A 25071-nucleotide genomic window follows, 5' to 3' on the forward strand; every position below is an offset into this window, starting at 1 on the left:
GGACAAAACGACAGCGGCAGCCAAGTTGATCATCGAGGCCGAAGCCAGCGAGCGTTCGCGCAAGACTGCGAAGCTTAGGATGGCACGAGAGTCACGCGACATTGGAAGCCAGGAATAACGGGAAACCTGAGTTCCAACTTCCTTCAATCGTGCGTCCAACGCTTCCGACACAAAATCACTATTGTCGGGAGCGGTTAGTGAAGCGCAGCCGGGGCAAGCACCTCATAAGACGTGGGCGTCGGCTGCGGACATACATTCAGACGTGTCTACTCCTTGGCGATGCTGGCCGGGCAATGCTCAAAAAGTGCCGCCGTCATTCTTTATGGAAGAAATCAAAATGGGCTACTCGACACCGAAGAAACAACTGGATCTGAAAGAGTTTTTGAGTGAACCGGCAAAAAAGCAGCCTTACCGGAAGTTCGGTAAGCGCAGTGCGCCAGTGAAGCCGAAGACAAGCGCCCCAAGTACGCCTGCTATCGATCAAGGGGCCAAAGGCTGACCATCGAGCTTGCGCAGATTGATATCGTTCCTCTCGGAGGCCCGAGATTGTCCTTTCGAATAGATGCACAGAGCAAGGTATTCCGAAGCTATTGGTTACCGTTTGAGCGAGTTGGATGTCTGCTTTCAATTCTGGCCAAACAGGCCAAAGCATGACCCGGAAAAAGGCGTCCGCTGATTTCGAAAGAAAACAGCCAGATCCACTCAATGACCGATTGGGCAGTAGCCTCCGGAAAGGCAGGAACAAAAACAGATTGTTGAATCTCAAACGAAGCTTCTTGGTCGCTCTGTCGCTCACAGTGCTTTGTGTCTTGGTCATCGCCGTTTTCGGTACATGAGCCGCACTGGAAAAAGGAAAGAAAAGTGTCAAAGAAAAAGTCTGGAAAGCAAAGAGGCAGCAAAGAATCCGTCCGTAGCGCTACTGACGTTGGTACGATCATAGAGGATGAGTTTGGACACTACCGAATCCGCGCCGGTCGTCTGAACGGCGACTTCATTGCGCGCGCATTTCCAAAGTCGAGTTCCAATAGCCAGGGGTTGATAGCCGAAGCAAGCGGTACTTCGGAAGCCGATGCTGTCGAGGCTTTGAAAGAAGTCCTGACATCTCGCTCCAAGAAACACACTGAAGAGCGAAGATGGGAGGAAAGGTCCGCAACCGCTGTTCCCAGCAAGGAAGAATTCATTGAGGCGCTCCGGCAAACAAGCCTGACAGAGCCGCAGGTGGCCATGCTCAAAGCCCACGCAATCGCGGGCGAACGCGGCATGTCATTGGCTGCTCTCGGGAGAGCTGCCGGGTACAAATCGCAAGATACGGTGCTAAGGACCTTTAAGAGAGCAGGTTCTCTGGTTTCAGACTTTCTGGGCGTGGAGATACAGTCCGACAGGGCCAATGACCGGCAAGATGCGCGCCAAGTACTGGGTTACTGTGTTGAGACAGACACGGACACTGCCGCCTTATGGGTGATGCATAGTGAACTGCGCGACGCGATCCGGGAAGCGCTCTAGAGAATCCGAGTGGTTCCGAAAATTTTTGGCTTCTATCCCCATTACTCCTCAATTCGATATCGCTTTGCGTTGAAATCGGTGACAGAAATGTAGAGCGAGCATTTTCAACAAATCTGTTACCGGCTTCCATAAAATCCGTGCCGATGCACGAAGACCTACCACAACCAAGAGAGCAATCCTGGCTCGGACAACCGGGACGACCCGGCCAGGCCATGGCAACTTCCGCAAAATCTGGCTGGCCGCAACGTACACCGCGCCGTCGAGGGCGCCGATTTCTCGCTCAACCCGATGATCTCGCTGTGCTGGTTCGCAAGCGACCGCGCCGCGCACGCTCTGATCGCGCTCGGCCTGCAAAGGCCCTTCCAGCTGAGCCAGTGCAGATTCCCAAAAACCGAGACATTGATGCCGACATGAAGCTGCCGGCGACCGCTCAAGGGGAGCTGTGAAAGCACGCAGGGGCTGGTAGACGGACGTTCAACCGGCTTCGGAGCGTTCAGATGTAGCAAGATGCGAGTTGGCACATGCGCTTGCGGGCTACCTTGCAGATCGAAACAGTCAGATACCGGTGGATTGATCCTGCCTTGCTCAGTGTTCGGGCACGCTCGGTTCCGATCTGTGCAGCCCAGAAGAAGACGCGGAGTCGGGATTGGGGTGCCTTTCGGGAATGGGTAGCGACCAACAGATGCCCGCCCAACCTGGCCTCGAAGCAGACGTTCATGCGGCCCGCAGCGAACTTCTGCTTCCCGCCCATCTCGGCGAAAGCTTGGACAAGGAATCCCTGTAATCGGCAGCGGCGTCGCCCGCACATCACCCTTGGGCTAAGCCTTGCGGCCTACCCTGCTCGGCTTCGCGTGTCGCAGGGGAGAACGGCCCTTCGGTCCGTCGCGCATTCGGCCATGCGGCCTCACCGCGGCGCTGCGCCTGGCATCCCGGTTTGCCCGCCTCGCGAGCACGTCCCTCCCCGGCCGCTCCGCCGGATTGCGCTCTGGTCTGTTTTGCGGGGCAAAACGATCCCGCCGCTTCATCCGTCTTCCGCGTCCGGTCGGGCCGTTTGCCTGCTCGGGTCGGGCAATCCTACCGTCAAAACACACACACACATGAGCATGGAAGCATATCCTCCGGATGGCTCCCAAATCAGCCCGCGTCAAGGATCGCAAAACTTTTCGGCGAGGGCGGGCCTGTGGCGCCGGGCGGTCCCGAGCGTGAGCGCGCGCGTGTGTCGGGAGTTGCACGCGGAAAACTTTTGCGCCCGGCAAGCCGGCGGCTGCGCCGTCCCTGACCCGGGCAGATTCGGAAACCAGGCATTCGGCCATGCCCCCACACTCACGTGGTGGCTCCACAACCGAACACTGGAGACCAGACATGGCTTACGACACCGCAAACACCTACGAGACCATTGAGCTTTTCGGGCTAACGGAAAAAGGCGCCCACCTGCCGATCCCGGAGGATTACATCCTGACCGACCACATCATCCGCGAGAGCTTCGAGGCTCTGCTTGGCCCGCTGCGCGGGACCGGCCTTGAAGGCGAAATCGAACCGCTGGCCCATGGGCTCGCCACGATCCTGCAGCGCCGCAAGGTGGCGCTCGGCAAGGAGGTCGACCGCACCGCCGACAAGATCGGCGCGCTAGCAAAATCCCACGACGGATCGGAGATCGCCGAGACCGCGATTGAGGAGGCGCAGGCGCGCTTTCTGCAGCTGCGCGAGGTCGTCAGCGCCATCGAGGTGATGAGCGAGGCGGCGGCGGAATGCTACGAGATCGAGACCGGTCACGCCTTCATCCCGGCGGCAGGCTCGCGCGCAAGCGTCCGGGCGCAAGAGACCGGGGCGGTCTTCGAGGCGCGGCAGCTCCTCGAGCAGCATGATCGGGAAACCGCCGAGAAGTCGAAAGTCGAGGGGGTGCCCCTGATCGTCTCGGGTGCCACCGACTGGACCGATGTCGATGTGATCTTCAATACGCTCGACAAGGTTCGCGAACGGATCAAGCAGAACCGCAATCAGGAAATCTTCCTCTGCCACAAGGGTGGCAAGCACGGGGCGGAGATGATTGCGGCTCGGTGGGCCCGGGCACGCGGAGTCGCGCAGGCGCGCTTCGATCCACGCTGGTCCGCGCACGGGCGGGCGGCACCGTTCAAGTGCAACGACGAAATGCTGGACGACAAGTTCGCGGCGACGGGAGTTGTGCTCTTCGGTGGCAACGGGGTCGCGCTGAACCTCGGGCAGAAGGCGGAAGCGAAAGGCCTGACGGTCATGCGAGTTGCCGACCCGGCGAAGAAGGCGTCGCAGGATTGAAGAGAGAGGGTCGCGCTTGGCGCGGCCTTTTCGTCGTTTTCCCAGATGTTTACGAACCTCGGCGGTGTCACAGTGAGCTCCAGCGATGTGCATCGATAGGCTTGGTGATCGCAATCCGGCCAATCTGGTTTCGGGAGTGGCTGGATGGTATTTCTATGCAGTTACAGCTTAATGTGGCCGTGTGGCAGAAGACATCTGTTGCGCAGTTCAATACCCGCCCAGGTTTTTCCTCGATGCCTTTTTCCCCGGAACGCACAAAAGAGATTCAATCGCGCATTGATGCGCGTTTGCGGTCCGGGCAGGCAAACGATTGGGAAGTGTCTTTTCTCACGAACATGGCTGAACGGTTTCAGCGGTATGGGACGGAGACGCGCTTGAGCAAAGCGCAGTATGCCAGCCTGCACAAAGTATTGAAACTGGAACGGGAAAAACCGGCCCAGACAAGGTCATCTGCCGACGACAGAACTTCTCAGCCAGCACTAAAGCGTAGTACCGGAACCGTTCAGGCGAGATCCCGTCCGGTCTCCGTGACCCGCGCGATCAATGCACCTCGGCGTGCCGTGCGCAAGGCTCAACGCCAAATCATGCTGCCGTTGGTGATCGCTGTCGGATTCTTCGCATTGGTTGGATCATTGTTTGAATCATCTAACACGCGATCCACTCCCTACAGTCCGTCAGCGGTTCCCTCATCGCAAACTGCCGACGCCGCTTACGTCTATGTGACAGGGACACGTGTCAATCAACGTGCTGGACCGTCTACTTCAAACGCCGTGATGGGTGTCTTGAGCGAGGGAACCCGCGTCGAAAAGCTTCGCGAAGAAGGGCAGTGGACAGAAATTCGATCCAATTTTGGTGCGGGCTGGATGGCGACCAGTTTCCTGTCACTGGTCGCGCCGCCAACAGAGCGACCCGCCTCACAGGACCGGTCGCTTCGCGCCAGCGATGTTCGGATCATTGACGGTGACACAATCGATGTTCCAGGCTTGCCAGCAAACGTGCGTCTCGTTGGATTTAACGCGCCTGAGACATGGAGACCCGCCTGCGCTGCGGAGCGTGAGGTTGGGGAGCGCGCGACCGCGCGTCTTGGTCAATTGGTGCGGGGTGCGGCGTCAATAGAATTTGAGCGCGTGGCCTGTTCCTGCCGGCCCGGGACAGAGGGTACGGATCAGTGCAACTTCGGGCGGTTCTGTGGCTTGTTGTTCGTTGACGGTCAACACGTCGGCAGCACGCTCATTGCTGAAGATCTGGCCGTGCCGTACCGCTGTGGCCGCACCAGCTGTCCCCCACGCCCTCAACCTTGGTGCCGATAACAGACGCGCCCATCCGATACAGACGACGGATCTTCGCGCGCGGCGGAACGCTGACCCGCCGCATCGCGAGCGTGACGGATCGCTATCCAGATGCATTGGATCAGAACGAACCAGGCCATCTTCGGTCACGATCGACGGGTTCGATGGCGGCTTCAAAGTGGTGGCACACATTCGGGTCTCTCCTTTTTTGCTATGCATGTGGATCGCACGGGGTCGGCCAAATCGTGCCCTCCGCTGACGCTCCGGCAAGCACAAATACGGCTTCCACGGCCGGGCCGCGGACCCTCCGCATTTGCGCTTGCGACCGGGCCTCTCGCCCCCGTGCTGGCAGATCCCCATCGCAACAAGGAGTAAGCCAAATGACCAACCATTACGTCGCCACCGTCCCCGTCAAGTTCACCGATACCGATGGCCAGGAGCGCACCCGCTTCCAACGCGTGGGCGCCATGTTCCGCAACACCCGCAACGGGGACGGCTCGGAGTTCTTCAGCCTCAAGCTCGACTTCCCGGTCGCGGTCTCGGAGCTGGTGATGTTCCCGCCGAGCGCAAAGGACCCGCAGGACTAAATCCTCTGACGAGGATGGGCCGCCCCAGGACGATCTTGGGGCGGCCCGATCCCTGTTCCAGGGATGCCGGGTCCGGCGGTCAGACCGCCCGAGGCGACCTAACGAAGCCGCCGGTCGCTGCGCATTCAAAGGACGCTCTTCCCCCGGAATGATCAGGCCGCGACAGACCGGGCAGACAGCCTCAAGGGGGCCATCCGCAAAAACCTATCGGCCAGGGCCTCCCGGTTTTTGCGGCAGAGATCTGGTGCCCAAATCTGGCCCTCCTTGACCCTGCCTGTCCGCCCTGTCGGTGGGGTTTGCGCCCGCCCGCGGTTCCGTCCGAACACATGCGTGTTCGGCCAGACCTCGGGCGGTGCTGGGGAAGGGGCCCCATGTGACAAGTGGGGTTCTTGTGGTGAGGGTCAGGCCCGCGCCCCTGCGGGCCGCGGGGGAAGCGGACACCAAGGCTGCCTGAGACTGCAAGCAACATAAGTATATAATTGACAGATTGATATATTATCGTAAGGTGGGGCAGCCTTGGTGGAAGGTGGCAGGAAATAGGGGGTCTTTCTTCGCATGTCGCGCTCAAAACGTCTCACAGATGCGGACCGCATGGAGATCGTTCGCGAGGCTGCGGAAGGTGTGACCAAATCTGCTCTTGCGGAGCGGTTCGGCGTGTCGCCGCGGGCGATCCAATACACGCTCAAGGCCGATGCCGAGCGCCAGACGGATGCTGCGATCCCGGTTTCAGCGGTCAGTGTGAAGGTGACGGCCGCGGAGCTTGCAGCCCTCGACGCGGTGCTGTCCGCTGCCGGGATCGAGAGCCGGGCCGAGGGGCTGCGGCGGCTCATCCAGGCGGCGGGCGGAGTGTTCGTGCCGGACGCGCAGATGGCGGCCGAGATGGCACGCTACAGGGCCTCGCTGCATGAGGTCGGAAACGGTGTCGCCCAGATCGCCAAGCAGATGACGAAGGCCAACCGGCAGGGGCAGGGGGCTGATGGTGGCACGAGTGCCGAGTTCTCCGAATTGCGCCTTGCGCAGATGCGCGGGTTGGCGCGGTTCATTCTGGATTCTGCTGACGAGATCGATCTGCTTCTGCGCCGCCGTCGGGACGCGATGCAGCTCGAGGCTACTGCCGCTTTGAGGGAGTTTGCCCATGCGGCTGAATGATGCTGTCGATGCCGTCACGGGCGAGGTTTTCCGGGACGGGTGGAGTCGGATCCGGGGCTCGATGCAGGGGCTGCACGTGGCCAAGCAGAGCCAGCTTGTGCGCGCGGCTGCAGGGCACCGGCCGGCGGTCTTCAAGGCGATCCGGGGTGGGGGCACGCACACCAAATCGCAACTCGCAAACCAGCTTGATTATCTGACCACCAAGTCCACCCATATCGTGGACAGTAGCGGGTTCCTCGATGGCAAGACGAAGCTCGAGGCGAAGGACATCAAGGACCTCACCGAGCGCTTTGCCAAGCGGTGGGACGCGCGCTTCAAACCCAAGCTTGGTCAGACCACCCACATGCTCATGTCCTTCCCCATCGGCACGCGGGGCGAGGATGTACGCGACATCGCGACGGATGTGGCCGAGCGGTTCTTCCAGACCGACGCGGGGAATTTCGATTACATCATCGCGGTGCATGAGGACCGCGATCATCCCCACGCGCACCTGGTGCTGAACCGCCGCTCGCAGGAAGGCGAGTTCTTCTTTCTGGGGCGCAACCACCGCTTCAACTATGACGACTTCCGCCTCGCCATGGTGGAGGAGGCGGAAAAGTATGGCGTGCGTCTCGAAGCCACGCGCCGGGTGGACCGCGGTGTCGTGCATTACCCCGCCCGGACCCGCGAGGTCTATGCGGCGAAAGACGAGGGGCGCGCGCCTCGCGAGCGCGAACGTGTGGGGGCCGACCTGACGCGGACGCTGGCGGAGATAGCCAACACCAGAACCGTCTACCATTCGCTTGCCGCGGAGGCTTCGCGCGAGGCCCGCGAGGATATTGCCGCAGCCCTCTTCCGCGCGGGCGAGGTGCTGGCGCGGGGCGGGCAGGTGGATCGAACAGGAGATGTGTACATGGCCGAGGATCAGAATTTCGAAGACCTGAGAAGCCTCTATGCGGAGAAGCTCGCAAGGGTGCAGGGCATGATCGCCGAGAAGTCTGACGCCGAACGTCCCGCGCTGGAAAAACGCCTCATCGAGATCCAGACGCAGGTCCAGCACATGCAGCCTCTCGGTTTGCGATCATCCACGCTGTCCGAGGCGGCCTCGGAGGGCGGGATCTATTCCGAGGCCAATATCGACGCCAGCCAGCTTGAGCGTTTGGCCGAGCCGGACCTGAGATCGCGCATTGACGTAGCACTGCGGGGTACGGGGATCAGCACATCGGAAGTGATGGCCCGGATCGAAACCGGGGCCTCCAATGCAGCGCTCGAGCATCAATGGATCGCCGATGACCTCTCCAAGATGGCCGAGGCCCGCGATCTGAACCTCGAACGCCGCGCCGATCTGGAACAGGCGCGCGACATCCTGAACGATGTGCATGTCGAGCTTGGCACGCTTCTGGAACGGGAGCACGTGCTGCGCCTGGATGGGGTCGTTGAGGAGGAAGCGGTCAGCGAGCGGTTCCATTATCACGAGGACGCGGTGCGGGCGATGGAAGGGACAATCCTGCAGGAGATGCGCGCCGACGGCCTGACAGCGCAGCAGATCGAGGACCGGGACTGGGAGGTGGTCTCAAAGGCAGAGCGCCGGATTGAAGCGGAGCAGCGCGCGTATCTCGACGCACACCCGGAGCTGCTTGCACGTCCTGGCGATGTGATCGACCGGTCAGAGCCCTACAGGGAGACCATCACCGATGCGGCCCGCGCCAGCGAAATCAGCCGCGAGGTCGACCGGATCATGGAGGGGCGCGATGCCCGCACCCCTGTTGTAGACGCAGTTACGGATGACTTGCGCGCGCGCTATCCGGACATGCCGGCCCACCTCGCCCGTGGTCTCGGCGCGACCTATGCGGCCGTCGTCGAGATACGGGACACGGAGGCCATCAATCAGGTCCGCCGCGAAACCGAGATGCGCGAGGGGCTTGGGGTTGGCACGCGTGACGAACGTCTAGCGACCCGAGATGAAACTGCGCCGCAGTCTGACCGTGCCGACCGCCTTGCAGACGAGATTACGCGTGTTCTGGAGCATGAGCGGGCGGGGGAGTTGTCCGCGCCCTTCGAGACCGAGGCGGAGCGGGATGCTTTCCGAACCGAGATCGCGCGGGTACTGGATAACCGCCAAATCGAGCGGCTCACATCTGGCGATGCCGATGCGCTGAACAAGGTTCTCGAGGACCGTCTCGACCGGCTCTATGTCGCCAAGGTCTATCTGCAATCGGATGCTGCGACGGCCAACACGGACGCCTTGCGCCAGGTGGCCGATGAACTCGCCGACGCCGAGTATGAAAAACACCGCGCGACAGACGTGGATGGCGAGACCGAGCGGGGACAAATCCATTGAGCGCCGCCATGGGAAAGGCGCGGATCGCGACCGGCGTGCTTCTCGTCACGCTGGTGACCGCCGCCATAGGCTACACCATCGCCTCGGCGGTGCTGAGCTACCAGGACCTCGGTTTCGGGGCCGAGATCGACTTCGCCTATATCGCGCAGAACTATCTGGCGATCCTCGATCGCCGCCCGGAGGACGCCCAACTCATCCACCTGATCATCGGCAGCTTCGCCGCCGCCGGCCTGATGCTGAGCCTCGCCCTGTCGGGGTCCGCGCTCACACGCTTTGGCCAGACCCATTGGCAGACCTCCCGCGAGATGAAGGCCAACGGGTTTTTCGGAGCGCCCGGCACGGGATTTATCCTCGGCAAGCTTGGGGCGCCGGGCTCCCGCGCGAAATACATCTGCTCGAAGGTCTTTCCCCATGCGCTGATAGTGGCCCCCACGGGCCGCGGCAAAACCACGGGCTTTGTCATTCCGAACCTGCTGACCTGGCAAGGCTCCGCCGTGACGCTCGATGTGAAGGGCGAGTGTTTCGAGGCCACGGCCCGCTACCGCGCAGCCCAGGGTGACAAGGTCTATCGCTTTGCCCCCACCGATTGGGAGTGCAGGCGCACGCATCGCTACAATCCACTCCTGCGCATCTATCAACTGAAAGACCCCGCGCGCCAGCAGATGGAATTGCAGCTTCTGGCGACGCTCTTTCTGCAAAGCGACAACGATCGGGTGCAGGGCCTCCTCAAAGGCGGGATCGATCTCTTCGTGGCGGCGGGCCTGCTGGCGTTCCAACGCAAGCGCCCCACCTTGGGCGAGATCTATCGCATCGCCGCGTCTGGCGGGAACAAGCAGAAGGAGTATTTCGCGCGGGGCCATGAGGTCGACAACAGGGCGGCCAAGCTGATCTTCACGCGGCTCGCCTCCACCAACAACGACACGCTGACCTCCTACGTCTCGCTCCTGATGACCTCGGGGCTCGATCAATGGCAGAACCCTGCGATCGATGAGGCGACGGCGGTCTCGGATTTTGATTTCCGGAAAATCCGCAAGAAGCCCTTCTCCGTCTATCTCGTGGTCCAGCCGTTGATGGTGAAGCCGCTGGCGCCGCTAATCCGCCTCTTCTTTTCCGATCTCCTCTCGGCCATGCAGGAGAAAGATCCCGGCCCCGACGAGCCCTGGCCGGTGATGATCATGCTCGATGAGTTCAATCGCCTCGGCAAAATGCCCATCGTGGTCGAGAGCATCGAGACCTTGCGGACCTATCGTGGTCATCTGGCAGTGGTCACCCAGACCATCCCCGCTCTCGATGAAATCTACGGTGAAAACACCCGCCGCGCGCTGCAGGGCAACGCCGGCGTGAAACTCTACCTGACGCCCTCGGACGAAAAAACCGTCGAGGAGCTGAGCAAGGCGGTCGGCAAGACCACGAAGACCGTCGTCACCCGCTCGCAGTCCATCGGAAAGAACCCCTTCGAGGGCCGTAGCCAGTCTACAAGGACTGAAGAAAGCTCCTTGCTCCCCGAAGATGAGGCCCGCCGCCTGCCGCTTGATGAGATCGTCATGGTGATCGATGCGCAAATGCCGGTCCGTGCAAAGCGCATCCAGTACTTCGACGATCGGCTGTTCAAGGCGATCCATGCGGCGCAGACGGGCGAGTTGCCCTTTCCGGCGCCGGGGGGAGGGGGAGCGCAGGGGAATCTCCCACTGAGTGTGCGGGCCATGCCGATGACTCCGCCACCGGACGGGTCAGGCAGACCCAATGCCGACGTTGAGGCCGAACGCCAGGCTGCTGATGGCCAATCGTCAGGGCAAACCGATGTCGCCCGAACGAAGACTGCGCCTGTCGTTCAAGCCGTTATCGCCGAGGAACAGCGACAGATGGAAATGGATTTTGGGGGCCAAGTCACGGATGCCGGGGCAGTGAGCGCCGTGGGTGAGGCGCAGATGCGCTCCGCTTTCGATGGCTTGAGTGAAATGGAAGCGATGCTGCAGGAGGGGGATAGCGAAAAGCAGGTTGCTCGATAGGGTGGAGCGCGCAGGCTTACTTGGCCATCGCGTCCGCAAGACTCGATGATAGCCGAAATTCAATGCGGATCAGGCAAGAAGCTTTTTCGGAATCGTCACATGACGACTCCGTGCCCTTCCAAGACATTCACAAAAGAGAAGCTGCGAGAATTCATGTGCTTACCTAAATGTCATACGCACCGGCGCCAAAATCGGCAATCTCGACAGTCAGTATTGTCACAACCTGATCGGCCCACTTCATGCTTGTTGACTTCCCTGGCTAGTCGACATCTTCCCTCAATTCAGCATTCGGCCTCGGGTGAATTGTCAAAGACGAACTCGACGCTCATCATTGGCCAGCAGCCTTGATTGAACTCGATCGCCTCGCCGTCCCGCGTGCGGTTAACTGAAGTCACGTATTGCACTGGGGCCTTGGCGCTGATGCCCAGGATCGCCGCCTCTTCGGGCTGTGCCAAACGTCCGCTGATGCGCGTCTCGGCGCGGCGGAACCACGGAATTCCCGACGCCTCGTAAACCGCGCTGACAGAATTCCATTCATGAAACAGCCGTTCGAAATCTGGGAAGCGATACGCAGGCAGTTCCTTGTGGGTGACGTAAATCGGGGCGCTGTCCAGCAAACGCAATCTGTGTAGCACGATGACCTCGTCCTCCGGCGCCAACCCGAACAGATCTTGCGCCTGCGGGCTTGGCCGCCCGCGGTCCAGCCGCAAAATGCGTGAGGTGGTATCCTCCCCCCGCCCAACCAGGGACTCTGAAAACCGCATGTCATTGCGGATCACGAAGGCGCGGCGGTTCTGGCGCACAAAGATGCCGACGCCTTTGCGTGCCTGCAGAGTGCCTTCGCTTTGATGCATGGCCAGGGCTCGCCGCACGGTGATGCGACTCACGCCGAACATCTCGGCAAGTTGTACCTCGCCGGGCAGGCGGCTGCCTGGCGGGCAAACGCCGTCTTCGATCGCCATGCCGAGACGATCGTATATTTGCAACCAAATCGCTCTTGTCGACTTCGCGTCGTAGGGGCGTCTTGCAAGCGAAAGTAACTCGGTTTCGCCCTGAAGAAGCGCTGCATGATTATTCACGGTTCAATACCCTTCTTCCGTCCACGAAGACCGACCTGATCCTCCGCGTGGTCTTGTCCAGCACCACAATGTCTGCGCGTTGGCCCGGCGCCAAGGTGCCGCGATCCGCCAAACCGGCGGCCGCGGCGGGATTCGCGGAAACCAGCTTCCATCCCTCATGCAAGGGCAACACGCCCGACTTATCAAGTCTAAGCACTGCATACAGAGGTGCCGGGTAGTAGTAATCAGAAGCAAGCACCGTACATAGGCCCTGCACGATGGCACTCGTGGCGCAAAGTGCGCCGTTATGGCTTTCCCCGCGCAACGCGTTCGGAGCACCCAGAACGACGTGCTCACCGGCCTCTCGAGCCTCTGCCGCAGCCTCCTCAGACATTGGAAACTCGGCCACCGTGATCTGGCGGGCGCGGCCCTCGCGCCGATCCTCGCGGGTCATGTCGTCATGTGAAAGTATTGGCCGTCCCAACCGAGTCGCGGCGGTGCAGATCTCGTCGAGATAAGCAGGCACCTCTTCCCTACGGCTCCACGTGCGTTCGATCTCCGCCTTGGCGTCGGCTGGCGACATTCCCATCCGCACGGCCATACGCTGGAGCTTGGCGCTGTCTTCGCCAAGCTTGTGATTTGCACTGGTATGATCGTTGATCGACAGGATGTCGCCGGAGCGCTTCGCCAGCCACGTAATCACCTCGTCCACGTGATCGAGCGCAAATGTCTCCCACCGGATGTTCAAATGCGTGTCGCAGGTCAGCCGGGGCGCCACCACGTTGAGCGCCGCGACCAGCGCTCGAGAGACCGCGATATCCCGCAAGCCCGGTTCCCAGGACACTGTCAGGGCATGAAACCCTGTCGTGATCCCATTCGAGATCATCTGCGCGTCCGCCTCCTGAAAAGCAATATCATAGGGAAAATGCACCCCCGGACGCGGCTGGACGATGGCCTCGAACCCGTCGCCGTGCAAATCGACGATGCCGGGCAACACCCAGGCGCCGCTCGCGTCGAATTCCTCTGCGTCCGGCGCGGCGGCTGTTTCGATCCGTCCGTCTGCCACGTGCAGGGGTGTTTGCTCGAACCCGTGGGGCCCAAGCCTGTCGCCGCCGTTAAGTGTCCAACTTCTGGTCATGTCTTCTAAGGTCTCCGTGTCACGAAAGCTTTAATCGAATCCCTTATGCGATGCTTGTGTGACTTTCCTGTGTACACAACGATAGACATGCTGGAGAAACCAATGATCCGTTCCCTGATCGCCGCTGCCGCGCTTTCCGTCGCCGCAGGCGCCCCGGCCTCTGCCGAAGCCCTGAAATTCGCCGTGACCGACATTGAAGGTCTCGAAGCGTTGCAACAGGAATTTGGAGCCTTTGAGGCGAAGCTCGAAGAATTGACCGGCTACGAGATCGACCTCTTCCCGGTCAGCTCTCGCACCGCCGCCGTCGAGGCGCTGAACCAGGACAAGGTTGACCTCGTCCTGACCGGCCCTGCCGAATACGTCGTAATCCACGAGCTAACCGATGCAGAAATTGTGACCGCCTGGCAGCGCCCGAATTACTACGCTCAGATCGTGTCCCTATCGGACGGTCCGATCAAATCCGTTCAGGACCTCAAAGGCCAGACTGTGACCTTCGGCTCCGTCGGCTCGACCTCACAGCATCTCGGGCCGGCACAGGTGCTGGCCGATTTTGGCCTGAGCTACAATGTCGACTACCAGCCGCAGATCATCTCGCGCAATCTCGCGATCGAGGCCCTGATCCGCGGCGACGTTCAGGCGGTGGGCATGAATGAAGGGCACCTGAGCCGTATCCGCGAGGCGTTTCCGGACACGTCCTTTACCGTGTTAGCCCGTGGCCGCGACCTTCCCAACGACATCCTTGTCGCGCGGTCGGATCTTGACGAAGACACCGTCGCCGCCGTGAAATCCGCCTTCGTCGATCACTCGGCCGAGTTGATGTCCGCGATCCTGACCGGTGAAGACAATCAGAAATACAAGGGTGGTTTCTTCCTCACCAAGGTGGAAGACAGCGAATACGACTATGTCCGCTCGATGTATTCGACCATTGGCGTCGACACGAACGACTTCGTCGGAAACTGATCATTCCGAACCCGTGGCCGGGGGCACTGCCTCCGGCCATGTCTCTTTTTTTGCGGAGCAGGTTTTTGCTGGAACTGGCCGAAACGGAACTGAAGACCTCACCGCGCGTAGACGCGCGGCAGATGGTCACTGAACCTCTGATCGAAGCCAAGGGACTGACCAAATCCTACAAGCGGCACAAGCCCGTTCTCACCGGCGTGGATATTGTCATCGCTCCTGGCGAACGCGTCGCGCTGATCGGCTCGAACGGAAGCGGCAAGTCCACCCTACTCAAGAGTCTTATCGGCTTGCATCCCATCACCGGTGGCACACTGCGTTGTTTTGGGGAGCCGCTCGATCATCGTGCGACACGCGCGCAAAGGCAGCGTATGCGTCACCAGACTGGATTCGTCTTCCAGAAACACTGTCTCGTGCGCCGCCGGACGGTGCTCTCCAACGTCATCCACGGCCTGTTCGGCGAGGCCGGCAGCTGGCGCGCCTTCTCGCACAGTTTTGCGCCCGAGAGCTGGCGCGCCCGCGCCATGCAGGCCCTCGAAGAGGTCGATCTGGCCGAGAAGGCGATGGAGCGGGCTGATGCGCTCTCCGGAGGTCAGCAGCAACGCGTGGCCATCGCGCGCGCGCTCGTGCGGCGACCGCGCCTGCTCATCGCAGATGAACCCGCCGCAAGCCTCGATCCGGTCTCGGGCCGAAACGTGATGGAGCTCTTCTGTCGTCTTTGCGAGGATCACGGGATCACCCTGCTTTACACGTCGCATGATATGTCTCATGCCGTCGATTACGCCGACCGGGTTCTGGCGCTGAGAAACGGTTCGATCCTGTTTGACCGGCCTGCGAGCAAGGTGTCAGGCGCACACCTCAAGGCCACGTTCGATGGTTAATCCCGCTCTCAAGGCACCGGACCGCTTCACCGGCTTCTCGCCGCTGAATTTTGCCCTGCTCGTGGCCTTGGGCGCGATCATTCTGGCCTCGATGGGCAAGGTCGCACCGTCGCCCGGACAACTGGCTGATGGCGTGCCCGGCATGGTGAACCTTGTGGGCCGGATGCTGCCGCCCAATACAGAGCCCGCTTTCCTGTCGCGCATCGGGTTGCGCATCCTTGAGACATTCCAGATCGCGCTCGTCGGCGCGGCGATCGGCATCGTGCTAAGCCTTCCCATTGCCTGGTGCGCCGCGCGCGGTGTCTCACCCCTCGGGCGTGGTCACTTCTTGATCAAGGCCTTCGTGTCCTTCCTACGCACGGTGCCCGACCTCGTGTGGGCGCTCCTCTTCGTGGCGTCGATCGGCCTCGGGGCCGTTGCCGGAACCATGACCATCGTCGTCGACACTGTAGGCTTCTGCGGCCGCTTTTTCGCCGAGGCAATGGAAGACGCCGAGAAAGAACCGCAGGAGGCGCTATCCGCGATTGGCGCCGGGCGCGGCTCAATCCTCGTGGGCGCAATCCTGCCGGACATCATGCCGTCCCTGATCAATTCGTCGCTCTTTGCTCTGGAGAAGGCGGTCCGGTCTTCAGTTGTACTGGGGCTCGTGGGCGCGGGCGGGATCGGTCAGGAGCTCAAGGTCGCCTTCGACCTCTTCCAGTATCGCAACGCCTCGATGATCATTATTGCGATTTTTCTCATCGTCATGGTCATGGAGATCATCACCGACAAGCTGCGGGCGCGTATTCAATGACGTCACGTACTGCAGTGATGAGGCGTAGGTGCCGTATGCATTCAGGGCGTATTCGGTTCTCTAATCTATCAATGTCATTCTCCTGAACGTCGATGTCTGAGGTTGCCTTCGTTCTCTTCGAGCTCCGGGGCTGACGATCGGGCTGGCTGGAGGTAGGCTGGCAAGGTTGAAACCGCAGTCATGATTGGCTTGCTGCTACAGAATACACGCGGTGTCCTACGCCCTCCCTCGGGCATCGTTCCCGCCGGGAACTGATTGTTGGAACCCTCGATTGACGTATGTCAGGCGGCTTTGAAGTCGGTTCGGTCCCTCATGATGGCATGAAGGATGACCCGCGCCGACTTCGAGTGGGATGCAGAGAACGACCGATACATCTGTCCCGAGGGGCACGAGCTGAAGCAGTTGATCCGCCACTCCGCATCGCTCAATTCAAAACGTGCCATGATCCACCTCCTGTTGCAGAGCAGTGAATCACAGGCTCACCCGGTTGAGATTCTTGATTATGAGTACAGAAGCTAATCCGATCAGAGCTGTTCGACCTCGAAGGTCCAGGCTTGCGGTGGCAATTCATTGCGCACGAGCTGCGCGATACGCGGGTCGATCTGGTCGGGCTCGAGCAGGCCGCATTGCGCCATCGCGCGGCGCGGATCGACATTTTGGCCGAGGTAGTCGAGCACTACCCGCGACGCGGCGGGTTTGCGCCCCAGCCGCAGCGGTCCGCCGGTTTGTATTCCGAGTAGGTAGTCGATCCCCGCACTGTAGGAGGGGTAGAGGATCATCTGGGTGATCGAGGAGGACAGGGTTGCCTCGTTTTCCACGACATTGATGCGGTCGCCGAGGAAGAACACCAGCCCTTCGTACTTGTAGACTTCGTGGGCGCCGCCCTGCGGACCCGCGTCGCGCTCGATATTCTTCCAAAGGTAATAGCCGTCCCGGCGGGTGATCCTTGCGTAGGAGCGCATGATCCGGCCGGGATTGCTGAACGAATGGAAGTACCTGAAATAGCTGCCGCAGTAGCGTTCCAGGGGGGCTGAGAACTGGTTCAGCCGCCGCAGGGTGGGGCCGACGGGCGTCGCCTCGACCTCGCCGCCCGGCTGGCGGCGCAGGGCGATCAGGTCGGCGAAGCGCGCAGGCTCCATCAAGAGCTCGCCCTCGGTGACGCCGAAGAACTCGCAGATCTTGCGCATGTTGTGCCGCGAGGGGCGCACGCGGCCCGAGAGATACTTGTTGAACTGTTGCCGGTTGATGCCGATCCGGCGACAGACCAGCGCGATGGAGGGCAGGAAGGAGCAGGCGAAGGTGAGATTGGTGGAGAGGGGGTCGGAGGTCATGATATGACGCTACCTGACGCACTTTCAATGTCAACATGCGTCAGCCAGCGAAATTGTGAGGAGGTCCTGCGCATGCAACGATATGCGCCTGAATCACGCAAGGAAGCACCGCATGAATCAGTCTGGACCGCCCAACGACGTCATTGAAGAACGCCACGTCGAGATCCCCTTGCCGGATGGCTGCATCCTGGCGGCGCGCATCTGGCGTCCGGCTAATGGCACGCCGGTTCCCGCCATCTTCGAGTTTCTGCCCTATCGCAAGGGCGACGTGACGCTGCCGCGCGACTCGGTGCGCGCGCCCTACATCGCGGCGCGCGGCTATGCCTATGTGCGCGCCGACTTGCGGGGCACGGGCGAGTCCGAAGGGTTGATGGAGGATGAGTATACCGCGCAGGAGTTGCAGGATGGCTGCGATGTGATCGCGTGGATCGCCGCGCAGGACTGGTGCGACGGTGCGGTCGGCATGGTGGGCATCTCCTGGGGCGGGTTCAACGGCCTGCAGGTGGCGGCGCTGCAGCCGCCCGCGCTGAAGGCGGTGGTGTCCGTCGCCTCGACCGACGACCGCTATGCGGATGACGTGCATTACATGGGCGGCACGATGGTGGTCGACCAGATATCCTGGGCGTCGCACATGTTCGCCATCAACACGCAGCCGCCCGACCCCGACCTGGTGGGCGACAAGTGGCGCGAGATGTGGATGCAGCGGCTGACCGGCTCTGGCCTGTGGCTTAAGAACTGGGCCGAGCACCAGCGCCGCGATGCGTTCTGGAAACACGGATCGGTCTGCGAGGATATCAGCCTGATTCAGGTGCCGGTCTATGCGGTGTCGGGCTGGGCCGACGGGTATTGCCGGACGGTGTTCCGCCTGATGGAGAACCTGAAATGCCCCAGGAAGGGCCTCGTTGGGCCGTGGTCGCACAAGTACCCGCATATCGGAGTTCCGGGGCCTGCGATCGACTGGCTGGGCGAGGAGCTGCGGTGGTGGGACCAGTGGCTGAAGGGTGCCGAGACCGGGATCATGGACGAGCCGCAGCTGCGGCTTTACATGCAGGACCACGCCGCGCCCGCTAGCTATTACGCAAAACGCGAGGGCCGCTGGGTGGAAGAGCCGTCCTGGCCTTCGCCGAACGTGACGCGGACACCGTTCGCGCTGGGCCGCGACGGGACGCTGGGGCAGGACGATGCGCCGAACGGTGTGCTCAAGATTCGCTCGCCGCTTGGCACCGGGCTCGTGGGGGGCAAGTGGTGTTCCTATGCCAATCCCGGTGACCAGCCCGTGGACCAGCGCCGGGACGATGCGGGCAGCCTGGTGTTCGAGACGGAGCCGCTGGAGGCGCCGCTGGAGATTGCCGGCGACGCGCAGCTTGAACTGACCTTCTCGGTCGATCAGCCGGTGGCGCAGGTGGCGGCCCGCCTTGTGGACGTGGCCCCCGATGGTGCGGCGACGCGCGTGAGTTACGGGTTGCTGAACCTGACCCATCGCGACAGCCACGAGACGCCCGAGGCGTTGGTGCCGGGTGAGACCTACACCGCGACGGTGCCGTTCAAGCATGTCGCGCAGACGTTCCGCGCCGGGCACCGGCTGCGCCTGTCGGTGTCGACCAGCTATTTCCCCGTGGCCTGGCCTGCGCCGGAGCCGGTGACGCTGCAGCTCGATACCGCCGCCAGCCGGCTTGTGCTGCCGGTGCGCGACAGGGATGCAGTGACCCAGCCGCGCGATCTGGGCACGCCCAAGGGCGCGCCGCCGATGGAAAAGGAGGTGCTGGAGCCGGAGCACGCCGAATGGATCGTGCGCGAGGACCTGGGCACGGGCGAGACGCAGGTGCGGATCGTCGACTCGGATGGCCGGGTGCGGATCAAGGACAACGACCTGACCCGCGGGGCGACCTGCGTCGAAACTTATTCGTTCACCGGCACCGACTGGCGCTCGTTCAAGGGGCACGTGGCGTGGGACCTGGAGATGTCGCGCGGCGACTGGCGCATGTCCAGCCGCACGGAAACCGAGATGACCGCCACGACCACGCATTTCGTCATCAACGCCAAGCTGGTCGCCAGGGAAGGCGATGCGGTTGCCCATGAACAGACCTGGTCCTGCGAGATTCCGCGCGACCTGGCCTGACCCGCGTTCCGCGCCCTGCGTGGCGCGGACAATCACTTTCCGTGCCGGGATCTTCCGGCGCCGAACACGAAAGGCCGAAACGGCCAAACAACTGGGAGTAACAAGAATGACCGATCACGTGACCGCCAACAAACCCGGCATCGGGCGTCGCGCGTTCCTGCGCGGGGCCGCCGCGACCGGGCTTGCCGCCACCACCATGCCCTTGGGCTCGCGCATCTGGGCGCAGTCGGGCAAGGTGCTGCGAGTCAGTTCCTATGCTGATATCGACGCGCTCGATCCCGGCTTCTACCAGAACGGCTACAACGTCGATGTCATGAACTGCATCTATTCCAAGCTGGTGCGCTATGTGCCCGGCCGCGAGTGGGAGTGGGAACTGGAGGCCGCCGAGGCGATCGAGCAGGTCGACGACACGCACATCACCTTCAAGCTTAAAGAGGGGCTGATGTTCACCGGCGGGCATGGCGAGATGACCGCCGAGGACGTCAAGTTCTCGTTCGAGCGCGTGCTGGAGCATGACAGCCCGGTGAAGAGCGACTGGGGCCCGCTGGACCATGTCGAGGTGACCGGCAAGTACGAGGGCACCATCGTTCTGAAAGAGCCGTTCCAGCCGCTGTGGAGCATCACGCTGCCCTATGGCACGGGCCATATCGTGTCGAAGAAGGCGGTGATGGAAGCCACGGAGAACGGCGGCAATTTCGGGATGGAGCCGCCGGCCTTTTCCGGCCCCTACATCCTGGAAGCGTGGAAGCCGAACCAGTACGTGCACCTCGTGCGCAACCCCGACTGGAAGGGCGAGGCGCCCGGGTTTGACGAGATCCGCATCCTGCCGATGGACGACACCAAGACCGCCGAGCGCGCCTATGAGGCGGGCGACCTGGATTATACCGAGATCACGCTGTCGTCGCTGGCGCAATATCGCGGCAACGTGCCCGCCAACACGGTGATCGAGGAATACCCGTCGCTCTACTATGTCTGGCTGGGCATGAACCTCGACAACCCCGCGCTGGGCGACGAGAACCTGCGCAAGGCGATCCAGCACACCATCAACGCCGAGCAGATCATCGACGCGGCCTATTTCGGCGAGGCGGCCCCGGCCACCGGCATGATCGCCCCCGGCCTGCCGGGCCACCGCGAGACCCCGTCGGTTCCGGTGGCGGGCGATCTGGACAAGGCTCGCGAGTACCTGGAGGCCGCGGGCGGCCCGCCGGCCGAGCCGCTGACCATCGACGCGCTCAATGCCACGGTGTGGAAGACGATTGCCGAGGTGGTCCAGGCGCAGCTGGCGCAGATCGGCATCCAGACGCAGATCAACGTGCAGGATTCGGGGTCTTTCTGGACGCTGGGCATGGAAAGCGAGGGCGACCGCTGGAAGGACATGCAGCTGGTGCTGAACCGCTTCTCGATGCTGCCCGACCCCTATTACGCGACCAGCTGGTTCGTGACCGAGCAGGTCGGCGTCTGGAACTGGGAGCGGTTCTCGAACGCGGAGTTCGACGAGTTGCACGCCGCTGCGCTGAGCGAGGCGGATGGCGAGAAACGCGCCGAGATGTATCGCAAGATGCAGGACCTGATGGAAGCGACCGGGGCCTACAAGTTCATCACCCATGAAGGCACCCCGGTGATGTACCGCGAAGGACTGGAGCCGGCGCTGCGGCCCGACGGGCGGCCCTTGTTCATCGACTTCGACGGCGAAGTCTGACGCTAAAGGAGACCGCGACCAGTGCTGTTATACACCTCCCAAAGGCTTGTCCTTTCGGTCGTGATCGTGATGGTCGCGGTCTCTATCCTGACGCTCATGCTGCACGTGGTGCCGGGCGATCCGGCGGTGATGATCCTGGGCCCCCGCGCCACGCCGGAGCTGATCGAACAAACGCGCGAGGCGATGGGGTTGGACAAGCCCCTGCCGGTGCAGATCGTGACGTTCTTCGGCAACATCCTGCGCGGGGACCTGGGGCAGGACGTGTTCACGGGCCGCGAGGTGTCGCAGATCGTGTTCGAGCAGTTGCCCTACACGCTGATCCTGATCAGCGTCTCGATCCTCTGGGCCGCGGTGCTGGGCATCGCGCTGGGCTGCTATTCGGCGCTGCGGCGCAACACGTGGCTCGATACGCTGACCGGGGTGCTGTCGGTCGGCACGATCTCGATCCCGGCCTTCGTCATGGCGCTCTACTCGGTGCTGGTTTTCGCGGTCTGGTTGCAATGGCTGCCGGCGATCGGCGCGGGCGAGGGGTTCTGGGACGGGGCCACGCACCTGATCCTGCCGTCCTTTGCCATCGGGGTGTCATGGGTGGGCTACGTGTCCCGGATCGTGCGGGCCTCGATGCTGGAGGTGATGGGCCAGCCGCATGTGCGCATGGCGCGCGCCTATGGCCTGCCGGACGGGTGGATCACCCGCTCGCATATCCTGAAGATCGCGGTGCAGCCCGCCGTGACCCTGATCGGCACGGGAGTGGCGCATCTTTTCTCGGCGGCGGTGTTCGTCGAGGTGATCTTTGCCCGGCCCGGCATCGGCGCGCTGATCGTGCAGGCGGTGAACGAACGCAACTATCCCATCGTCCTGGGCGCGGTGCTGGTGACCACCGGCATCATCGTGCTGGCGACGCTGATCTCGGACCTGGTGATCGCTTGGCTGGACCCGCGCCAGCGGGAGGACATGTGACATGACCGACGCCACGCAAGAGGCCGTTTCCGAACCCGGCGTGCTGAGCCGGACCTGGCGGGTTCTGTCGGCCAGCCCGACCGGCCTGATCGGTTTCGTGCTGGTGGCGCTGATCGTCGGCTCGGCCATCTTTGCGCCGTGGATCGTGCCCTATGACCCCGCCGCCATCATGACCGGCCCGCGCATGGCGCCGCCCTCGGCCGAGCACTGGCTGGGCACCGACAATATCGGGCGCGACACCTTCAGCCGGGTCATCGCGGGCGGGCGCATCGCGATGCTGGTCGCCGCGGCCTCGCTGGCCGCGGCGCTGAGCATCGGGCTGCTTCTGGGGCTGATAGCGGGGCTGGGGCCGCGCTGGCTGGACAATATCCTGCTGTTGATCTTCGATGCGCTGCGCTCTTTCCCCACCATCGTTTTCGGCCTGGCGGTGGTGACCATCATCGGCCCGAGCCTGTTCACGGTGATGCTGGTGGTGGCGATCACCTCGGTGCCGATCTATGCCCGCATCGTGCGGACCCAGACGATGGCGCTGAAGAACGCCGAGTTCATCCTGGCCGAGCGCGCGATGGGGGTGGGCACGCCGCGCCTTTTGTTCGTGCATGTGCTGCCCAACGTGCTGGGCCCGCTGCTGATCCTGGCGTCGATGGACGTGCCGCTGGTGATCGCGACCGAGGCGGGCCTGAGTTTCCTTGGCATGGGGGTGCGGCCGCCGACGCCGTCCTGGGGCGTGATCTTGAACGACGGCTACAACTTCATCCGCAACTCGCCCTGGCCTGTCATTGGCGGGTCGATCCCGATCATCCTGGTCACACTGGGGTTCACCTTCATGGGCGAGGCGCTGCGCGACATCTTCGATCCCAAGCTGAGAAAGGCCGGCTGATGGTATCCAGCGTTGCGACAGAGCCGGACCGGCAAACGGAAGGCGGCGCCGAGCCGCTGGTGCGGATCGACGGGCTGTCGGTGGATTTCGCCACGCCGCGCGGGGCGATCCATGCGCTGCGCGACATCACGCTCGACGTGCCCAAGGGCAAGGTGCTGGGCCTTGTCGGCGAAAGCGGGTGCGGCAAGTCCACGCTGGCCTATTCGCTGATCGGTCTTCTGGCCGAGAATGCGCGGATCGCGGGCGGGCGGATCGACATGGACGGCCAGAACCTTGCGCATTTGAGGCCGAGGGAGTGGCGCGCGCTGCGGGGCAGGCGGATCTCGATGATCTTTCAGGACCCGATGACCTCGCTCAACCCGGTGACGACCATTGGCCAGCAGATGATGGACATTCAGTATCGTGAAAAGGGCGGGCGGGCCGAGAAGCGGGCAAGGGCCATCGAATTCTTGGAGCAGGTGCAACTGCCGGATGCGGCGTCGAAGCTCGATGCCTATCCGCACCAGTTGTCGGGCGGGATGCGCCAGCGGGTGTGCATCGCCATGGCGCTGCTGACGCGGCCGGACCTGTTGATCGCGGACGAGCCGACGACGGCGCTGGATGCCACGCTGGAGATGCAAATCGTCACCCTGCTGCGCGAGTTGCAGGAGAAATTCGGCTGCTCGGTGCTGTTCGTGTCGCACCACTTGGGGACGGTGGCCGAGCTGTGCGACGAGGTGGCGGTGATGTATGCGGGCGAAGTGGTGGAGCGGGGCGACGTGGCGCAGGTGTTCCGCGACCCGTGCCACCCCTACACGCAGGCGCTGTTCGAGTGCGACCCGGCGCGAATTCGCGAGGCGACGCGTCGGTTGCCGACCATTCCGGGCACCCTGCCGGACCTGCGCCGCCCGCCCGCCGGATGCGCCTTTCGCGCGCGCTGTCCCAAGGCGTTCGAGCGCTGCAAGACCGAGCACCCGCCGCTTTACGATGCCGGCGGGGGGCAGGCGGCGCGATGCCATCTGAACGACCCGGCGGAGGACAGGGCATGAGCCTTCTGGAAGTCGAGGACCTGCGCATCCGGTATGCGCGGCAGGGGCGTCTGAAGGCCGCGCTGCGCCGCGAGCCATATGATTTCGAGGCGGTGTGCGGCGTGTCCTTCACGCTGGGCGCGGGCGAGACGCTTGGGCTGGTGGGTGAAAGCGGGTCGGGCAAGTCCACGATCGCGCGCACGCTGATCGGGTTGAAGAAAGCCTCGGCCGGCTCGATCCGCTTTGACGGAACGGAAATATCGGAGGCGTCGGCCCGCGAGTGGGCACGGCTGCGCACCGACATGTCGATGATGTGGCAGGACCCGGTTGGCTCGCTGTCGCCCCGGCTGACGGTGAAGTCGTTGGTGACCGAACCGCTGCGCATTAATGGACGGCCTGCCGGGCGCGACGAGGCCGAGCGCTTGCTGGGGCTGGTGGGCCTGCCGGCCGAATTTGCCACGCGCTATTCGCACCAGCTGTCGGGCGGGCAGGCGCGGCGCGTGGGCGTGGCGCGGGCGCTGGCGCTGGACCCCAAGCTGCTGATCGCGGACGAGCCTACCGCCGGCCTCGATATGTCTGTTCAGGGCGAGGTGCTGAACCTTCTGGCCGATGTGCAAGCCCGCAGCGGCGTGGCGATAGTGATCATCACGCACAATCTGAACCTTGTGCGGCATGTGACCGACAAGATGGCGATCATGTACCTGGGCCGGTTCGTCGAGAAAGGCCCGACAGATCGGGTTTTCGCCCATCCGCGCCATCCCTATACCAAGGCGTTGCTGGCCGCGAACCCCGAGCCCGACCCGGATGCGCGGCACGAGAGAGTGACGCTGGACGGCGAGGTGCCGAGCCCGGTGAACCGGCCCTCGGGCTGCGATTTTCACCCGCGCTGCCCTTGGGCGCGCCCAACCTGCGCCACAACAGAGCCGAATTGGACCAAAGACGCCGGTCGTGGACATAGGTGCCTGTTTCCATTGTGACATGCCCGCCGAGCGAAGTCGGGTAGGTCGACCTATAGTCTGACTTGAATGACAAGAGGACGTGCGAACAGCCTATCTCGCGAAAGTGGTACGAAAGGGGTCTGTTGCATTAACCTCTTCGA

The 25071-nt window shown here is 62.7% G+C and carries 21 protein-coding genes; 18 read left to right on the forward strand and 3 right to left on the reverse strand.

The window, feature by feature from the left end; all coding sequences use genetic code 11:
* Positions 1 to 262: 262 nt before the first annotated feature.
* From C2I35_RS21970 to C2I35_RS18495, 8 genes are all read left to right on the forward strand, one after another.
* A complete protein-coding gene (locus tag C2I35_RS21970) occupies positions 263 to 499 on the forward strand; it encodes a hypothetical protein (RefSeq protein ID WP_146050079.1) in 237 nt (78 codons plus the stop codon).
* A 362-nt stretch (positions 500 to 861) separates the two neighbouring features.
* Entirely contained in the window at positions 862 to 1503 is a 642-nt protein-coding gene (locus C2I35_RS18465) for a helix-turn-helix domain-containing protein (RefSeq protein ID WP_103764529.1), read from the forward strand.
* A gap of 1362 nt (positions 1504 to 2865) precedes the next feature.
* Complete coding sequence (locus C2I35_RS18470; RefSeq protein WP_103764530.1) at positions 2866 to 3795, forward strand: DUF2493 domain-containing protein; 930 nt, start codon at positions 2866 to 2868, stop codon at positions 3793 to 3795.
* A gap of 155 nt (positions 3796 to 3950) precedes the next feature.
* Positions 3951 to 5105, forward strand: a complete 1155-nt coding sequence (locus C2I35_RS18475) for an SH3 domain-containing protein (RefSeq protein ID WP_103764531.1) — start codon at positions 3951 to 3953, stop codon at positions 5103 to 5105.
* A 359-nt stretch (positions 5106 to 5464) separates the two neighbouring features.
* On the forward strand, positions 5465 to 5671 hold the full coding sequence (locus C2I35_RS18480; protein WP_007120662.1) for a hypothetical protein: 207 nt from the start codon (positions 5465 to 5467) through the stop codon (positions 5669 to 5671).
* A gap of 555 nt (positions 5672 to 6226) precedes the next feature.
* A complete protein-coding gene (locus C2I35_RS18485) occupies positions 6227 to 6820 on the forward strand; it encodes a helix-turn-helix domain-containing protein (protein WP_103764532.1) in 594 nt (197 codons plus the stop codon).
* Entirely contained in the window at positions 6807 to 9140 is a 2334-nt protein-coding gene (locus C2I35_RS18490) for a relaxase/mobilization nuclease domain-containing protein (RefSeq protein WP_103764533.1), read from the forward strand. The genes C2I35_RS18485 and C2I35_RS18490 overlap by 14 nt, the downstream gene beginning before the upstream one ends.
* Before the next feature lie 8 nt (positions 9141 to 9148).
* The gene (locus tag C2I35_RS18495; protein ID WP_103764534.1) at positions 9149 to 11149 is read left to right on the forward strand and encodes a type IV secretory system conjugative DNA transfer family protein; all 2001 of its coding nucleotides are present in this window, start codon (positions 9149 to 9151) and stop codon (positions 11147 to 11149) included.
* A gap of 281 nt (positions 11150 to 11430) precedes the next feature.
* Here C2I35_RS18495 and phnF read toward each other — a convergent pair whose 3' ends face one another.
* Together phnF and C2I35_RS18505 are read right to left on the reverse strand one after the other, a co-directional pair.
* Positions 11431 to 12228, reverse strand: a complete 798-nt coding sequence (gene phnF, locus C2I35_RS18500) for a phosphonate metabolism transcriptional regulator PhnF (protein ID WP_103764535.1) — start codon at positions 12226 to 12228, stop codon at positions 11431 to 11433.
* The gene (locus C2I35_RS18505) at positions 12221 to 13345 is read right to left on the reverse strand and encodes an alpha-D-ribose 1-methylphosphonate 5-triphosphate diphosphatase (protein WP_103764536.1); all 1125 of its coding nucleotides are present in this window, start codon (positions 13343 to 13345) and stop codon (positions 12221 to 12223) included. The genes phnF and C2I35_RS18505 overlap by 8 nt, the downstream gene beginning before the upstream one ends.
* 102 nt (positions 13346 to 13447) lie before the next feature.
* Between C2I35_RS18505 and C2I35_RS18510 the strand changes: the two genes are divergently transcribed.
* The 4 genes from C2I35_RS18510 to C2I35_RS18525 all read left to right on the forward strand — a co-directional run bounded on the left by C2I35_RS18510 (position 13448) and on the right by C2I35_RS18525 (position 16495).
* The gene (locus tag C2I35_RS18510) at positions 13448 to 14305 is read left to right on the forward strand and encodes a PhnD/SsuA/transferrin family substrate-binding protein (RefSeq protein ID WP_103764623.1); all 858 of its coding nucleotides are present in this window, start codon (positions 13448 to 13450) and stop codon (positions 14303 to 14305) included.
* Positions 14306 to 14442: 137 nt separating this feature from the next.
* A complete protein-coding gene (locus C2I35_RS18515; protein WP_425442944.1) occupies positions 14443 to 15183 on the forward strand; it encodes a phosphonate ABC transporter ATP-binding protein in 741 nt (246 codons plus the stop codon).
* The gene (gene phnE / locus C2I35_RS18520; protein ID WP_103764537.1) at positions 15176 to 15976 is read left to right on the forward strand and encodes a phosphonate ABC transporter, permease protein PhnE; all 801 of its coding nucleotides are present in this window, start codon (positions 15176 to 15178) and stop codon (positions 15974 to 15976) included. Before C2I35_RS18515 ends, phnE begins: the two co-directional genes overlap by 8 nt.
* 327 nt (positions 15977 to 16303) lie before the next feature.
* Complete coding sequence (locus tag C2I35_RS18525) at positions 16304 to 16495, forward strand: hypothetical protein (protein ID WP_103764538.1); 192 nt, start codon at positions 16304 to 16306, stop codon at positions 16493 to 16495.
* A gap of 5 nt (positions 16496 to 16500) precedes the next feature.
* Here C2I35_RS18525 and C2I35_RS18530 read toward each other — a convergent pair whose 3' ends face one another.
* The gene (locus C2I35_RS18530) at positions 16501 to 17307 is read right to left on the reverse strand and encodes a helix-turn-helix domain-containing protein (protein ID WP_103764539.1); all 807 of its coding nucleotides are present in this window, start codon (positions 17305 to 17307) and stop codon (positions 16501 to 16503) included.
* Positions 17308 to 17419: 112 nt separating this feature from the next.
* On the opposite strand from C2I35_RS18530, the gene C2I35_RS18535 reads away from it, so the two are divergent.
* From C2I35_RS18535 to C2I35_RS18560, 6 genes are all read left to right on the forward strand, one after another.
* Positions 17420 to 19426 (forward strand): CocE/NonD family hydrolase, encoded by a 2007-nt coding sequence (locus tag C2I35_RS18535; RefSeq protein ID WP_103764540.1) that lies wholly within the window; start codon positions 17420 to 17422, stop codon positions 19424 to 19426.
* Between the two features lie 106 nt (positions 19427 to 19532).
* Entirely contained in the window at positions 19533 to 21125 is a 1593-nt protein-coding gene (locus C2I35_RS18540; RefSeq protein ID WP_103764541.1) for an ABC transporter substrate-binding protein, read from the forward strand.
* A gap of 21 nt (positions 21126 to 21146) precedes the next feature.
* Positions 21147 to 22085, forward strand: coding sequence for an ABC transporter permease (locus C2I35_RS18545; protein WP_103764542.1), 939 nt, complete (start codon positions 21147 to 21149; stop codon positions 22083 to 22085).
* Position 22086: 1 nt separating this feature from the next.
* Positions 22087 to 22965, forward strand: coding sequence for an ABC transporter permease (locus C2I35_RS18550; RefSeq protein ID WP_103764543.1), 879 nt, complete (start codon positions 22087 to 22089; stop codon positions 22963 to 22965).
* Entirely contained in the window at positions 22965 to 23993 is a 1029-nt protein-coding gene (locus C2I35_RS18555) for an ABC transporter ATP-binding protein (protein WP_103764544.1), read from the forward strand. The genes C2I35_RS18550 and C2I35_RS18555 overlap by 1 nt, the downstream gene beginning before the upstream one ends.
* Positions 23990 to 24949: an ABC transporter ATP-binding protein gene (locus C2I35_RS18560; RefSeq protein ID WP_103764545.1), complete on the forward strand. Its 960-nt coding sequence runs from the start codon at positions 23990 to 23992 to the stop codon at positions 24947 to 24949. Before C2I35_RS18555 ends, C2I35_RS18560 begins: the two co-directional genes overlap by 4 nt.
* The last annotated feature ends 122 nt before the right edge of the window (positions 24950 to 25071 follow it).

Source organism: Roseovarius confluentis (assembly GCF_002917925.1).
GTDB classification, from domain to species: Bacteria; Pseudomonadota; Alphaproteobacteria; order Rhodobacterales; family Rhodobacteraceae; genus Roseovarius; species Roseovarius confluentis.

Coding starts and splice junctions, on each gene's coding strand:
- C2I35_RS18470 (WP_103764530.1), top strand. CDS start 2,866: ATGGCTTACGACACCGCAAACACCTACGAGACCATTGAGCTTTTCGGG.
- C2I35_RS18525 (WP_103764538.1), top strand. CDS start 16,304: ATGACCCGCGCCGACTTCGAGTGGGATGCAGAGAACGACCGATACATC.
- C2I35_RS18485 (WP_103764532.1), top strand. CDS start 6,227: ATGTCGCGCTCAAAACGTCTCACAGATGCGGACCGCATGGAGATCGTT.
- phnE (WP_103764537.1), top strand. CDS start 15,176: ATGGTTAATCCCGCTCTCAAGGCACCGGACCGCTTCACCGGCTTCTCG.
- C2I35_RS18555 (WP_103764544.1), top strand. CDS start 22,965: ATGGTATCCAGCGTTGCGACAGAGCCGGACCGGCAAACGGAAGGCGGC.
- C2I35_RS18490 (WP_103764533.1), top strand. CDS start 6,807: ATGCGGCTGAATGATGCTGTCGATGCCGTCACGGGCGAGGTTTTCCGG.
- C2I35_RS18475 (WP_103764531.1), top strand. CDS start 3,951: ATGCAGTTACAGCTTAATGTGGCCGTGTGGCAGAAGACATCTGTTGCG.
- C2I35_RS18535 (WP_103764540.1), top strand. CDS start 17,420: ATGAATCAGTCTGGACCGCCCAACGACGTCATTGAAGAACGCCACGTC.
- C2I35_RS18480 (WP_007120662.1), top strand. CDS start 5,465: ATGACCAACCATTACGTCGCCACCGTCCCCGTCAAGTTCACCGATACC.
- C2I35_RS18560 (WP_103764545.1), top strand. CDS start 23,990: ATGAGCCTTCTGGAAGTCGAGGACCTGCGCATCCGGTATGCGCGGCAG.
- C2I35_RS18510 (WP_103764623.1), top strand. CDS start 13,448: ATGATCCGTTCCCTGATCGCCGCTGCCGCGCTTTCCGTCGCCGCAGGC.
- C2I35_RS18495 (WP_103764534.1), top strand. CDS start 9,149: ATGGGAAAGGCGCGGATCGCGACCGGCGTGCTTCTCGTCACGCTGGTG.
- C2I35_RS18550 (WP_103764543.1), top strand. CDS start 22,087: ATGACCGACGCCACGCAAGAGGCCGTTTCCGAACCCGGCGTGCTGAGC.
- C2I35_RS18530 (WP_103764539.1), bottom strand. CDS start 17,307: ATGACCTCCGACCCCCTCTCCACCAATCTCACCTTCGCCTGCTCCTTC.
- C2I35_RS18505 (WP_103764536.1), bottom strand. CDS start 13,345: ATGACCAGAAGTTGGACACTTAACGGCGGCGACAGGCTTGGGCCCCAC.
- C2I35_RS18540 (WP_103764541.1), top strand. CDS start 19,533: ATGACCGATCACGTGACCGCCAACAAACCCGGCATCGGGCGTCGCGCG.